The organism is Bombiscardovia apis (assembly GCF_033095945.1).
In the GTDB taxonomy this organism is placed as follows: domain Bacteria; phylum Actinomycetota; class Actinomycetes; order Actinomycetales; family Bifidobacteriaceae; genus Bombiscardovia; species Bombiscardovia apis.
The window spans coordinates 1,924,833-1,937,113 of sequence record NZ_AP026800.1 but is presented as its reverse complement, the minus strand read 5'-3'; the positions used below and the strand labels follow the sequence as shown (position 1 = coordinate 1,937,113).

13 protein-coding genes are annotated in these 12,281 nt (G+C 51.6%); 10 read left to right on the top strand and 3 right to left on the bottom strand.

Annotated features, from left to right (window positions below; translation table 11 throughout):
* The first annotated feature begins 385 nt into the window (after nt 1-385).
* The 9 genes from rpmH to R8377_RS07740 all read left to right on the top strand — a co-directional run bounded on the left by rpmH (nt 386) and on the right by R8377_RS07740 (nt 8,471).
* Nucleotides 386-520 (top strand): 50S ribosomal protein L34, encoded by a 135-nt coding sequence (gene rpmH, locus R8377_RS07780; protein ID WP_033491033.1) that lies wholly within the window; start codon nt 386-388, stop codon nt 518-520.
* Between the two features lie 24 nt (nt 521-544).
* Entirely contained in the window at nt 545-1,012 is a 468-nt protein-coding gene (gene rnpA, locus R8377_RS07775) for a ribonuclease P protein component (RefSeq protein ID WP_317642927.1), read from the top strand.
* Nucleotides 1,013-1,032: 20 nt separating this feature from the next.
* Entirely contained in the window at nt 1,033-1,422 is a 390-nt protein-coding gene (yidD, locus tag R8377_RS07770) for a membrane protein insertion efficiency factor YidD (RefSeq protein ID WP_317643747.1), read from the top strand.
* 2 nt (nt 1,423-1,424) lie between these two features.
* Nucleotides 1,425-2,447, top strand: a complete 1,023-nt coding sequence (yidC, locus tag R8377_RS07765; protein WP_317642925.1) for a membrane protein insertase YidC — start codon at nt 1,425-1,427, stop codon at nt 2,445-2,447.
* A gap of 176 nt (nt 2,448-2,623) precedes the next feature.
* Nucleotides 2,624-3,229 carry a Jag family protein gene (locus tag R8377_RS07760; protein ID WP_317642924.1) on the top strand — a complete coding sequence of 202 codons (606 nt, stop codon included), beginning with the start codon at nt 2,624-2,626 and terminating at the stop codon, nt 3,227-3,229.
* Complete coding sequence (locus R8377_RS07755; RefSeq protein WP_317642923.1) at nt 3,222-4,049, top strand: 16S rRNA (guanine(527)-N(7))-methyltransferase RsmG; 828 nt, start codon at nt 3,222-3,224, stop codon at nt 4,047-4,049. The genes R8377_RS07760 and R8377_RS07755 overlap by 8 nt, the downstream gene beginning before the upstream one ends.
* A 185-nt stretch (nt 4,050-4,234) precedes the next feature.
* Complete coding sequence (locus R8377_RS07750; protein ID WP_317642922.1) at nt 4,235-5,095, top strand: alpha/beta hydrolase; 861 nt, start codon at nt 4,235-4,237, stop codon at nt 5,093-5,095.
* A 980-nt stretch (nt 5,096-6,075) separates the two neighbouring features.
* Nucleotides 6,076-7,035, top strand: coding sequence for a ParA family protein (locus R8377_RS07745; RefSeq protein WP_317643746.1), 960 nt, complete (start codon nt 6,076-6,078; stop codon nt 7,033-7,035).
* Entirely contained in the window at nt 7,035-8,471 is a 1,437-nt protein-coding gene (locus R8377_RS07740) for a ParB/RepB/Spo0J family partition protein (RefSeq protein ID WP_317642921.1), read from the top strand. The genes R8377_RS07745 and R8377_RS07740 overlap by 1 nt, the downstream gene beginning before the upstream one ends.
* An 85-nt stretch (nt 8,472-8,556) precedes the next feature.
* Here R8377_RS07740 and trxB read toward each other — a convergent pair whose 3' ends face one another.
* Nucleotides 8,557-9,495, bottom strand: a complete 939-nt coding sequence (gene trxB / locus R8377_RS07735; protein ID WP_317642920.1) for a thioredoxin-disulfide reductase — start codon at nt 9,493-9,495, stop codon at nt 8,557-8,559.
* Between the two features lie 79 nt (nt 9,496-9,574).
* On the opposite strand from trxB, the gene R8377_RS07730 reads away from it, so the two are divergent.
* Entirely contained in the window at nt 9,575-9,832 is a 258-nt protein-coding gene (locus R8377_RS07730; RefSeq protein WP_317642919.1) for a hypothetical protein, read from the top strand.
* Between the two features lie 86 nt (nt 9,833-9,918).
* Here R8377_RS07730 and R8377_RS07725 read toward each other — a convergent pair whose 3' ends face one another.
* Together R8377_RS07725 and R8377_RS07720 are read right to left on the bottom strand one after the other, a co-directional pair.
* On the bottom strand, nt 9,919-10,935 hold the full coding sequence (locus R8377_RS07725; RefSeq protein WP_317642918.1) for a D-alanine--D-alanine ligase family protein: 1,017 nt from the start codon (nt 10,933-10,935) through the stop codon (nt 9,919-9,921).
* Between the two features lies 1 nt (nt 10,936).
* On the bottom strand, nt 10,937-12,235 hold the full coding sequence (locus tag R8377_RS07720; protein ID WP_317642917.1) for an aminotransferase-like domain-containing protein: 1,299 nt from the start codon (nt 12,233-12,235) through the stop codon (nt 10,937-10,939).
* Between the last annotated feature and the right edge of the window lie 46 nt (nt 12,236-12,281).

Sequence of the window (12,281 nt, the reverse complement as noted above, 5' to 3'; positions counted from 1 at the left end):
AGCCTGCTCCTCTCTAATACTAGTCGTTTGCTCAATCGCCAGCCTCACTGCCGAGGGGCAGCACAAGGTGTTACCTCGGTCTACTGCCTAGCGAAGGTAAAACTGCTTATCTATAATGGCACGCACCATCGTCACTTATCCACAGGCTCGCGTGTTGTAAGGGGCTAATTGTGAATAACAGACGTGTGATTTGTGGATAACTTGTGAGGCCTTTTCTCTGCAATAACAAGGCTTTACAGGGTCTTCACCTACCCTCTAAGTCGGGTGTGCTCTAGGCAAAATGGCAGTCAGTTTTTGCCTAAGTCCCCCTTAGCTAGTAATTTAGTAGAGCTTGGACTCATGAGGAGCTGTGCCTTAGCACGGCTATATAACAGGAGCATTGACTATGAAGAGGACTTTCCAGCCCAATAACCGTCGCCGTCACATGAAGCACGGCTTCCGCGCACGTATGCGTACTCGCTCGGGCCGCGCGCTGATTAACCGTCGCCGCGCAAAGGGCCGCAAGTCCCTCTCCGCCTGAACTTGAAACGATAGGCAACTCAAGGTGGAACGGCTGAAGAGTCATCGTGAATTCACCGCGGTTTTACGGCGGCGTAAGCGAGTCTCCAGCCGAGATATTGTCCTACACCTCCTGACTGGAGATGAGGCTGCCAACAACCGTAGACCCAGTCAGGATGGTTCAGAAACGCGCGGTCGACGAATGGGGCTTGCTGTTTCAAAAGCTGTAGGTAAGGCGGTGACCCGAAACCGAGTCAAGCGTCGTTTCCGCGCAGTTGCCGCTCGACACGAGGCCGATTTACCGCAGTCATGCGATTTGGTTATACGTGCCAAGCCCAGCGCAGCGCACGCCTCCTTTGCTTCTTTAGATATGCAGGTGGCGAAACTTTTCAAAGATGTAGCTCTTCGAGCAAATGAAACTCACCAGCATGCACCTCAGCATTCACAAGGCGTACATAAGCAACAGCTTCAAGGGAGCAGACAACCCACGCAACAGACTGGCGGACAAGTATGAGCGAAGCACAAGCTCGACAGATTAGCGTTGATAGAAGTTCCAACGCTGGTTCTTCGCGCCGCGTCTCGCCATTTGCGAAAGTTTGCTTACATGCACTGGACTGGTATCAGCGTAAAATTTCGCCTTTATCGCCGCCCAGCTGCCGCTACTATCCAACTTGCTCTCAATACGCAGTGACCGCCGTGGAACACTTCGGTGCAGTTCGTGGCATCAGTTTAGCTACCCTGCGGCTTTTGCGGTGCAGACCTTGGAGCGCGGGTGGTATCGACGATGTGCCAGCGCAGTTTTCCCTGTGTTACCGATGTAGTTGGTCCGCAGCCCACGAAGAGCCCAGATTAGAACCACTGCAAGAGCAGACAACGACCGAGGTAGGGCGCTCATTGTCAGCATCGCCTAAGGAGACTATCTAACGATGTTTCGTAGCTATAACACCTTTACCTTCGATCAGGGTTTCTTCGGATTCTTCTATAAGATTCTGCGCCCGATCGAGTGGTTGATGACGTACGTGATGGTCTGGTGCCACAAGGCGCTGACCTTCATTGGGTTCAACGACGGACCTGGAGTAGCTTGGGCGCTGTCAGTGGTGATTCTGGTCATCTTGATTCGTTTGCTTATCCTGCCGCTCTTCATCAAACAGATGAAATCGATGCGGCGTATGCAAGCCATCCAACCCAAGCTGATGAAAATTCAGAATAAGTATAAGGGCAAGAAGGATCCGGCTAGCCGCGAAGCCATGAGCCGCGAGACAATGAAGCTCTACCAAGATAATCATGCCAATCCTGCGGGTTCGTGCTTGCCTGCGCTGATTCAGAGCCCCGTCTTCGCCACCATGTTTTATGTGCTTTCTGCGGTGCCTTTCATTGCGCGCGGAACCCACGAGCCCCTTGGAGCCTTTACAAAAGAAGTAGCTTCGGAATTTGAGAAGACCAGCTTCTTTGGCTTGCGCATTTCTGATAATTTGGTCACTGCCCAGGGTGCCGGCAAAGTGGTTATCGTAGTCTTCATTGCACTCATGTGCTTAGCTATGTTCTATTCGCAGTTCCACAATATTCGTAAGAACATGCCCCGCGCTTCCATGAACGGCCAGCAATATAAGATGCAGAAGATGATGGCATACCTATTCCCTGTCATGTATATTTTCTCAGGTATTGCTTTCCCCTTCGCAGTGTTGATTTACTGGCTGACAAACAACGTGTGGACCTTGGGTCAGACTTTGTATCAGGTATATCACATGCCAACTCCAGGTTCCCCAGCTGCTGAAGAGAAGAAGGAACGCGACTACAAGCGTGAGAGTGCTCGTCGCGCCCGTAAGGGTCTGCCCTCTATTGAAGAGGAAGAGCTTGCGAAGCTCAAGGAGTTGGAAGACGAGGCACGTTCTGGCAAGAAGGTATCTCGCCAGCGCGAACAGCCTCGTCGTAAGCGTCGAAAAAATTAACGGACAGGGCGCGGCCTTGTTTCGGCTTGGGTGCGCCCATGAGTATTCTCGAAGAGAGAACGAACTTGTCGCTTACCTCGGGTTGCTTGAATCGGTTGGTCAATGATAGATCTGCCTGACGAAGGTACATTCAAGATGAAGCGATGGGAGAGTCACACGAGTAAGGAGCATGGTAGATGTCACAAGAGTTGGATCAGAACAAAACGATGGAACAGCTGAACGAAGAAGCTGATATCGCTGCTGATTACTTGGAAGATTTCCTTGATATTATCGATTATGAGGGCGATATTGAGATGGGCGTGCGTAACCATCGGCCTACAGTGCAGGTTGTGGCAGACGATGACAGCGACATCAAGCAGTTAATAGGTAAAGACGGCGAAGTCGTTGATGCTTTGCAGCGTCTCACACGCCTGGCTGTGCAACAGCGCACAGGTGAGCGTTCTCACTTGATTATTGATGTGGACGGATTTTTGCGGAAAAAGCGTTTGAAGTTGCGTCAGACCACGCTCGATGCAATCGATGAGGCTAACGAGAGCGGAGAGTCGGTTGATTTAGCCCCGATGAACTCCTTTGAGCGTAAGATTGTACACGATTTAGTCCGCGAAGAGGGGCTGAAGTCTCGCTCGCATGGTGAAGAGCCGGCACGGTACGTCACGATTTATGCCAAGTCTACCGCTGTTGTAGAAGATGATTCGATTGCTGACGATGCAGATTTAGAGCCGGTAGTTGAAGATCAGATTGTTGAAAACGAGCTGCAGACAGAGAACTCAGCCGATGACTGATTCTGAGCAGGCGCAAATTGGTGGACTTGTTATAGAGTCGGGCCCTGTACCTGATCAGTTGGAGGGCTCTGAGCTTTTAGGCACGGTCTTGGGTCCAGCATTGGAGCCACTGCAGCTTTTTCACGATAAGCTAGCGCGCGAAGGACTGACACGGGGCATTATTGGGCCTCGCGATACCAGCATTATTTGGGAGCGGCATATTCTCAATTCTGCCGCAATTGTGCCCTTTGTGAAGCAGGCTTGCCAGGCAGCAGGCTCGCGAAGAGTTGCCGATGTTGGCTCAGGCGGTGGGTTCCCTGGAGTGATTGTGGCCGTTTGCCTGCCAGACTATGAGATTACTCTGATTGAGCCTATGGAACGCCGAGTTGAGTGGCTCAACGAAGTGGTGAACGAGCTAGGACTCACCAACGTTGCGATTGTGCGCAGTCGAGCTGAAGACTTGTTTGCTCTTGCTAAGAGTACTGCTAATTCGAGTAAGAAGAAGAACGGTAAGCGGAAGAAGAGTCCTGCTGTCGAAACGCATGTATCGGGTCAGTATCGAACCGGTTCGATACCTGGAAATACGCCGAACTTGGCCGCTTCTTTTGCTGCAGTAACATGTCGAGCCGTGGCACCTTTAACGAAATTGTCCGCCTGGACGCTCCCGTTAGTTCAATCTGGCGGGCAATTAGTGGCCTTAAAGGGGCAATCGGCGCAGGCTGAAATAGACAAGGCTGAGAAGGAACTCCGCAAGTGTGGAGGGCGTAATCCTCGGGTATTTGATGCGCCTGTCGGGCAGGGGCTCGAAGGCACGCACGTGGTCGTTGTGGATAAGATTTAGTGGGATGCAGTTTTGCTGACTGTTCTTTCTATTGCTTTGTCCTTTTGCATGCGGTGGTAGGTGCGCATCTTTGAGTTCGGTTTACAGGGGTTGCGGCGCACTGTTTGTTTATGAGATGAAACTAGGAGCAGAGCCCAGACCTTGGTAGAGTGCTCTGAGAAGAGGATTTACCGAGGAGGGGCACTGTGGCAAAACAACGGCATACCTGGGTTAGGCTTGTGCTGGGTATATTGATCACGCTGCTGGCGCTTGCGCTCTGCTGTATTGTGCCTGCTACTAGCGGACTGCGGCAAGAAGAGAAGTACGTACAGTCTCGGGTTCCGACCTTCTTTCTCCATGGTTGGAACGGCAGTTATCTCTCTGAGATGCACATGGTAAACGCTATCAAAGACGCGGGTGTTAGTAAGACAGCGGTAAGAGTCGACGTCGACGCTGAGGGGCAGGCACAATTGCTTGCAGCAATTCCCGAAGATGCGACAAACCCTCTGATAGAAGTGAGCTTGTTAGATAAAACGAATGCAGATTATCGACTCTGTGGCACTTGGTTCAAGGCAGCCCTCGAGGCCGTGCGATCTCAATATTACTTCGATGAGTATAAAGTCGTTGCGCACTCTATGGGTAATATGGTGCTGCTAAATTACTTGAGAGACACGGCAAACGATGCCCAGCGACCACGACTGATAAAGCAAGCTGATTTGGCCGGCAATTTTAATGGCATCATTGGCAATAATGACCTACCTAATCGAATGACCTTCAACGAGCAGGGACTACCGTCTCCGCAGACCTATGAGTTCCAATCTCTACTGGGACTACGTACTACTTATCCTGATAAGCAGGTCGATGTATTAAACATTTTCGGCGATCTCGATGATGGTTCACATTCAGACGGGAACATTACTAATGCCTCTTCTCAATCTTTGAGATACTTGCTTGGTGGTCGGGCTAGAACCTATCGTGAAATCACAATTCATGGGTCACAAGGAAGACATAGTAATCTGCATGAGAGTGATCAGGTGGATAGGGAACTTATAGGGTTTCTGTGGTGAATTCTGCCGAGTGTGACGGGTAAAATCGAATGCTGCTAGGGCAGCAGCGGGGGCTTGAGGGGATTGTTTCACGTGAAACAATCGTCAGCCTTCCGATCCGGTTTTCCTTTCATGGAAGAGTTGTGTTAGTTGTAGGTTGTGATTTGTTCAGATGACTGAGTGCAGATTCGAATGTTTCACGTGAAGCAATTATGTTGAGAGTAAACAATCCATCTTGATAAGGGCTTGCGAATGATTACGATTGATGTCGCTGGCGACGGGCTTTAACTTGTGACTTACCGGGATGTTCATGTTGTTGTATTGCTAAAAAGCAACTTGAGAACTGGTTGCTCCATTAATTGTTTCACGTGAAACAATCTGAGCGGCTCGCTTGTATTGTGTTTACGATTTTGCTGCAGGCAGTCGTACCTTGGAGACAGATAACTGTTAATGCGATTCTGTGATGGGCTCGAAGTGATTTTAAGTTGTTGGGCAAGAACGTTGCAGCTAGGTGAGCCAATACATCTTTGACGAATACCCGTTCGCTGATTGTGCAGTGGGCGCTTAGATCAGATGATTTTGTCCGAAGCTATTTTTTTGTTGCGCTGTCATTGTTTCACGTGAAACAAAACTAAATAATTATCAAATCCCATCTGTGGTGTATATAGAGTGAGTTATCCACAGCTTGCGCACTGTCAAAAAGTTATCCACAGCAGATGCTCTTATAGAGAAAGTCATGTAGGATAGGTCTGGTAAGTGTTGGAACCGTTGACTTTGTATACGGTTGCCTTCTTAGTGCTTGAATGTCAGTCGAGAAGTAGCGAGTCAACTTGTCCACACTTATCCACAGCCTGGTGGATAAGTTTTGGGATAAGTTGCATGTCCAGCTGTGACACGAAACTTGGAGGAGGACGAAGGAGGATGGCTACGTGACAAAGGCTAATGAACGGCCCCGGCAGTCGAGCGTGAGCTCAGACTTGAAGCTGCCGCCGAAGCCGAAGATAGAGTCGGCTTCAGATGTGCTAAAACGAATCTTCGCAGACAATGATGGTAATTCATCCGTCGGCGCTGAGATTGCTAATCTGTCGAGTCGCTACGCCGCTCTCCAGAATATCAAGTTTCCCAAGCCCAAGCAGACTCGGCTTATAGCAGTGGCCAACCAGAAGGGTGGTGTCGGTAAAACGACAACGACCGTCAATCTGTCTTGTGCGCTTGCTGAGTATGGTGCTCAGGTACTGGTTATTGATATGGATCCGCAAGGAAACGCTTCGACGGGTCTCGGTATTGAGCGCACTCCTGACCGTCCAACTACCTACGATGTTATCGAGGGCAGGGTCAGCATTCAGGATGCTAAACAGACTAGCAGCCACTTTAAGCATCTGGACGTAGTACCCGCTTCTATAGACTTAAGCGGCGCAGAACTCGAAGTTGCCAATCTGCCTGAGCGCAATCATTTGTTGAAGGCAGCGCTAGAAGAATTCTTGTCTAATAGTTCTAAGCGTTATGACTACGTAATTATTGATTGCCCGCCCAGTTTAGGTCTCCTCGTCTTGAATGCTATGTGTGCAGTCAATGAGGTGTTGATTCCAGTGCAAGCAGAATACTATGCGCTCGAAGGGTTGCAGCAATTGCTGCATACTATCGAACTGGTGCAGGAGAACTACAATCCAGCGCTCATCGTATCTACTATGATAATTACCATGTTTGATAGGCGCACTTTGCTGAGCCGCGAAGTGTACGACGAAGTCAAAGAACATTACCCGCAAATTGTGCTGAAGACTACTATCCCGAGATCGGTTAAGATTTCGGAAGCGCCGAGTTTTGCACAGAGCGTTATATCTTATGATCCACGGGGAGCAGGTTCGGTTGCCTACAGTGAGGCGGCCCTGGAGATTGCTGAGCGATCACGAGAAGTAATAAATACAATTGCTAAGAAGTACAGCGACAGGGAGAGTGAGTGATGGCGAAACGTTCGAGATTGGGCAAAGGACTCGGTGCGCTCTTCCCTGCACTGCCTGGAGAAGGTCAGGAAGAAACTGCGTCGGAGCCTGCTGCCTCTGCTTCAGCTTCGGAAAGCAATAATGCTTCAGTAGAGACTAACCAGGCACCGGCTAAAACTTCTGCCAGCAAAGCATCGAAGAGTAGTGCGACAAAATCTCCCCGCAGTAAGACATCTTCTGGGGCTAAGCCTGTAAGTGAGACAGCTTCCGCCGGTAAAAAATCAAGTACTGCTGGGGCGAGTTCTAAGACGCGAGAGGGAGCAAACAAGTCTGGAAAGACAAATGTTTCACGTGAAACAGCGGTCAAGAAGACTAGGCCTAACCGCATGTCAGTCCCGAAGCTCAGTGACCTTGAGCATCCTAGCGATTTGTTCTTTGGTGGTGCTGAGCAAAATGTTTCACGTGAAACATTATCTAGTAAACCAGTCAAGAATGAAACGGTAATAGATACCTCCAAGCCCACCGAAGCCCCCTCAGAAGCCTCTAAGGCACCTACTGCATCAGTTACTGCTGAATCTGCTGATGCCGGCTTGCAGCCCGTGCAGGGTGGGTATTTGGCCGAGCTTGCGGTGAGTGGCATCCAGGCTAATGCGGATCAGCCGCGTCGCATCTTTGACGAAGATGAACTGATTGAACTTTCGCACTCGATTACTGAGGTAGGTCTGTTGCAGCCTATCGTGGTGCGAAAGCTGGAAGAGGGCAAAGCTCAATCGCCAGACGTCCATTATGAAATCATCATGGGCGAACGGCGTTGGCGTGCAACGACAATGGCTGGCATCGAGAAGATTCCTGCCATTGTTAAGACCACTGCCGACAACGATATGCTCCGTGATGCCTTACTGGAAAACTTGCATCGCGTAGCCCTTAATCCTTTGGAAGAGGCAGCGGCCTATCAGCAGATGATGGACGAATTTGGAATGACTCAAGAGGAGCTCTCGAAGTCTGTTTCAAAGTCTCGCCCACAAATTGCCAATATGCTTCGCCTACTTAAACTGCCTCCGGTAGTTCAGAAGAAAGTTGAGTCAGGTGTGCTCTCAGCAGGGCATGCCCGCGCTCTCCTGGCTCTCTCAACTCCAGAAGACATGGAAGCCTTGGCCGATAAAATCATCTCCGAAGGACTGTCGGTGCGCTCTACTGAAGAACTGGTAGCGCTGAAGACTAGCGATATTGCCAAAAAACCACGCAAGCAAAAGGCCAGCGTTTGGGCTGGGTCACCGCTGTTGGGCAATCTAGAAAATCGCTTTGAGACTAAGGTCGATATCAAGGGAACCGAGAAGCGGGGGAGGATTGAGATTACGTACTCATCTCCAGACGACATGAACCGCATTCTCTCCCTGCTTCTTGAGCAAAAAGCAGCTCAAGCCGAACAGGCCAACTCGAACGACGGCTGGGTCTGAGCCGTAGCTCGAGATTAGCTAATGCAAGAGGCCGACTAGGTAATTCCTAGTCGGCCTCTCTGTTTGTTTGAATAGTATGAAAATCTTACTCTAATGCAGTTAGGTAAGCCTGAGCATCTAGTGCGGCCCGACAACCCATGCCTGCTGCTGAAATGGCCTGGCGATAGACCTTGTCTACTACATCTCCAGCAGCAAATACGCCCGGCTGCGAGGTCTGAGTGGAAGAGCCTTCGACGACTATGTAGCCGTCTTCGTCGAGCTTTAGCTCGCCCTCGATGAAGCTGGTCTCGGGAGTGTGACCGATGGCCACAAAGATGCCGTTAACATCAATCTGACGAGTCTCGCCGGTGACGGTGTCTTGCACGGTAACGGATTCTACGCCTTGAGGGCCACCATGAATCTCGCTGACCACAGCATTAAGTTCGAAGGAAATCTTTTCGTTGGCCTTTGCGCGGTCGACCATGATCTTGGAGGCGCGGAAGCTTTCGCGGCGATGGACAATAGTTACCGAAGAGCCATAGCGGGTCAAGAAATCAGCATCAGCCATAGCGGAATCACCGCCGCCGACGACGATAATCGGCTTGTCTTTGAAGAAGAAACCATCGCAGGTAGCGCAGTAAGAGACACCCCTGCCCGCATATTCGCGCTCGCCAGGAACTTCGAGCTTGCGATACTGGGAGCCGGTGGTGATGACGATAGCGCGGGCGCTGTAATGCTCTCCGGCATCTGTCGTGACCGTCTTGACCGAACCGGTTAGGTCGACTTCGATAACATCGTCATATTCCACCTGGGCCCCGAAATGCTCAGCTTGCTCACGCATTTGCTCCATAAGTTCTGGACCCATAATGCCTTGAGGGAAGCCAGGGAAATTTTCAACCTCGGTCGTGTTGACCAGCTGGCCGCCGGGGGTAATGGCTCCGGCGATAACGAGCGGCTGATAGCCGGCCCTTGCTAGGTAAATGGCTGCCGTGTAACCTGCGGGGCCAGATCCAACTACAATAACGTCGCGAATTTGTTCACTCATGCTTACACTTTAACGGTCTGCTCTGACCGTTTTCGGTGGGCTGAAAGACTGGGTTGAGGGGGCGGGTATCGTAAGAGTTATGGACAGCAAGACTCTGGTTATCGTCATAGTAGTGGCATTGACCAATATTGGCACGCTCATCGTGGCGTCTGTGACCCTCTGGAAGATAGGTAAGCTTCTACGAAAGAATCCTCCTCGGCAGGAGGATGACGCAAATGAGCCTGACGGTAGCTGGCACTCATGGAGACTCTGGAGGCCGAGCGATGACCCCAAAATCAGTCAGAGCAGTACCTCGCAGACATCTTTAGTGGAAAGCGAGCCAGAAAATAGTCACTAAAAGCCGCGTGCGGGCCTTACAGGAGGCTTAAGGGCCAGTCCATGGCCCATGTGAGGGTGGCGGGGCGCTCGGGCCGGGGAGATGCCTTAACGGCGGCTCCCCTCTGAGCGGTCTTGACTAAGGACAGAGTGCACCAAATCGCTATACAAATCAGGTAGAGCAAAACCAGCAGCAACGGCCGATTGAGGAAGCTGGGAAGTAGCTGTCATGCCCGGGGCCACATTTGACTCAAGGAATTGTGCGACACCATCTTCGTCGACAATAAAGTCAGAACGAGAAATATCTCGCAATCCGAGCGCGCGATGGGCGGTAAGAGCTGCCTCTTGAGCTGCCTCCAGCTGGTCTGGGCTCAGTCGTGCTGGCAGGTAGAACTTGGTAGGTCCAGAACTGACCCGGGCCTCGTAATTATAAATACCGTCGGGCGTCCAAATCTCTAGCGGAGGAAGCGCCTGTAGTTGACCGTCAATCTCTAAAACTGAGACCGAGATTTCCGTGCCGATAACGGCCTGCTCTATCAGTGCGACTGGATCGTAGGCGAAACTATTGATAAGCGCCTGGGGTAGTTGCTCGATTTCCGTCACCATAGAGCAGCCCAAAGCTGAACCGCCGCTGCTGGGCTTCACAAACAGGGGTAATCCGAGCGACTGCGTGAGCAAATCCACCACTTGGCGCGCCCCTAGCTCGCGGAAGATTGACTCAGGCAGCGTAACGGAATGAGGAGTATACAAGCCTGCTTTACGCACGACGTTCTTGGCAATAGGCTTGCTCCAAGCAGTCCGAGAGGCCTTAGCTCGAGATCCAATATAAGGCAAGTCTGCCATTTCCAAGATGTCTCGGATAGAGCCATCTTCCCCGTTGGCGCCGTGCAGGAGGGGCCAAACTAGGTCGGGGCGGGTGCTTGGATCAGTGAGTAATTCCAGCAAAGTGTCGTCAAGATCGTGGGTCTGCACGCTCCAGCCGGCCTTTTGGAGGAAGCCCTGAACCCGGTGGCCTGAGCTCAATGAGACATCGCGCTCATGGCTCAAACCGCCGCAAATAACGAGTATGGAGGCGGCAGACTCAGCGCTCGCCTTGTGCTTGCCAGCTTGTTCGGAATATGCCATATTACTGCCCGTCCTTGTTGTGTCGGCCTTCGTGCTCAGGGCTGCCGAAGAGCTTTACTGTCTCAAGTTCGCGGTCAATCACACCTGCAAGGCGATGTACGCCCTCGGTAATGCGCTCTGGGGTAGGGTAGCAGAAGGAGAGGCGCATGTGGTCCTTGCCTTGCCCATCGTTGTAGAAGGCTGTGCCCGATACGTAAGCCACCTTAGCGGTAATCGCTCTCGGCAGCATCTCCTTAGCATTGAGCCCGTCTGGAATCTTCAACCAAATATAGAAACCACCCTCGGGTTTGTTCCAGGAGCAGGAGGGCAGGCACTCTCTCAAGGCTGAGTCCATGGCATCGCGGCGCTCGCGGTACATGCCCCGGTAATCGCGAATCTGCGCCTGCCAGTCGAAGTTATCGAGGTAGGTGCTAATCGTCATTTGACTCATGTTTGAGGGGCAGAGAATAGCTGATTCGTTGGCCAAAACTAGCTTCTGGCGAATGCCGGGAGGCGCTACCATCCAAGCCACACGCATGCCAGGGGCGATGATTTTCGAGAAGCTGGAGAGATAGACCACGTTTTCGGCGTCCATCGAGCGCAGGGCGGGGTATGTTTGCCCATCGAAGCCGAGGAGTCCGTAAGGGTTGTCTTCCAAGATGAGGACATGGTATTTGCGGGCAATTTCGAGTACCTGTGGCCGCCGCTCTAGGCTCATGGTAACGCCAGCAGGGTTGTGGAAATTGGGAACCGTGTAGAGCATTTTGACGCACTTGCCAAGCTTGCGTTGGGCAATGATAGCCTCTTCAAAAGCTTGAGGAATGAGGCCATCGGCGTCCATCATGACGTTGACGACATCGACTTGGAATGATTGGAAAACGCCTAGCGCACCCACGTAATTCGGGGCTTCGGCGAGGACCACATCTCCAGGATTACACATAATTCGAGTAATGAGATCAAGGCCTGATTGTGAGCCGTTGACGATAACTACATCGTCGGGCTGGGCGTCGGTAATACTCTCCAAGGCCATAATAGGTAAGACATCTTCGCGCAGGTGCGGATCGCCTTGTGCTGAGCCATATTGCCAGGCTTGCTCGCCCTGCGATTTGAGCATTTGGGAGAGTTCATCGGCGAGTTGGTCGAAGGGCATGCGTCCTAAGAAAGGCATGCCACCAGCTAGCGAAACGACTTCGGGGCGGTTGGCCACGGCAAAGAGAGCGCGGATTTCGGAAGCTCGCATAGTTTCAGCACGTTGGGCATAGCTGCCAAACCATGGATCGTTTGTAATCATTGTGGAGGCGATATTAGGATCGTCCGTCATGAGTCCACCTTTCGCGCTTGGGGCAAAGTTGCCTGTGAGCTTGCCC

Bases quoted from the DNA above. Each gene is read 5' to 3' on its own strand.
- R8377_RS07740 (WP_317642921.1), top strand. From the start codon at position 7,035: ATGGCGAAACGTTCGAGATTGGGCAAAGGACTCGGTGCGCTCTTCCCT.
- R8377_RS07755 (WP_317642923.1), top strand. From the start codon at position 3,222: ATGACTGATTCTGAGCAGGCGCAAATTGGTGGACTTGTTATAGAGTCG.
- R8377_RS07720 (WP_317642917.1), bottom strand. From the start codon at position 12,235: ATGACGGACGATCCTAATATCGCCTCCACAATGATTACAAACGATCCA.
- R8377_RS07760 (WP_317642924.1), top strand. From the start codon at position 2,624: ATGTCACAAGAGTTGGATCAGAACAAAACGATGGAACAGCTGAACGAA.
- rpmH (WP_033491033.1), top strand. From the start codon at position 386: ATGAAGAGGACTTTCCAGCCCAATAACCGTCGCCGTCACATGAAGCAC.
- R8377_RS07730 (WP_317642919.1), top strand. From the start codon at position 9,575: ATGGACAGCAAGACTCTGGTTATCGTCATAGTAGTGGCATTGACCAAT.
- trxB (WP_317642920.1), bottom strand. From the start codon at position 9,495: ATGAGTGAACAAATTCGCGACGTTATTGTAGTTGGATCTGGCCCCGCA.
- yidC (WP_317642925.1), top strand. From the start codon at position 1,425: ATGTTTCGTAGCTATAACACCTTTACCTTCGATCAGGGTTTCTTCGGA.
- R8377_RS07725 (WP_317642918.1), bottom strand. From the start codon at position 10,935: ATGGCATATTCCGAACAAGCTGGCAAGCACAAGGCGAGCGCTGAGTCT.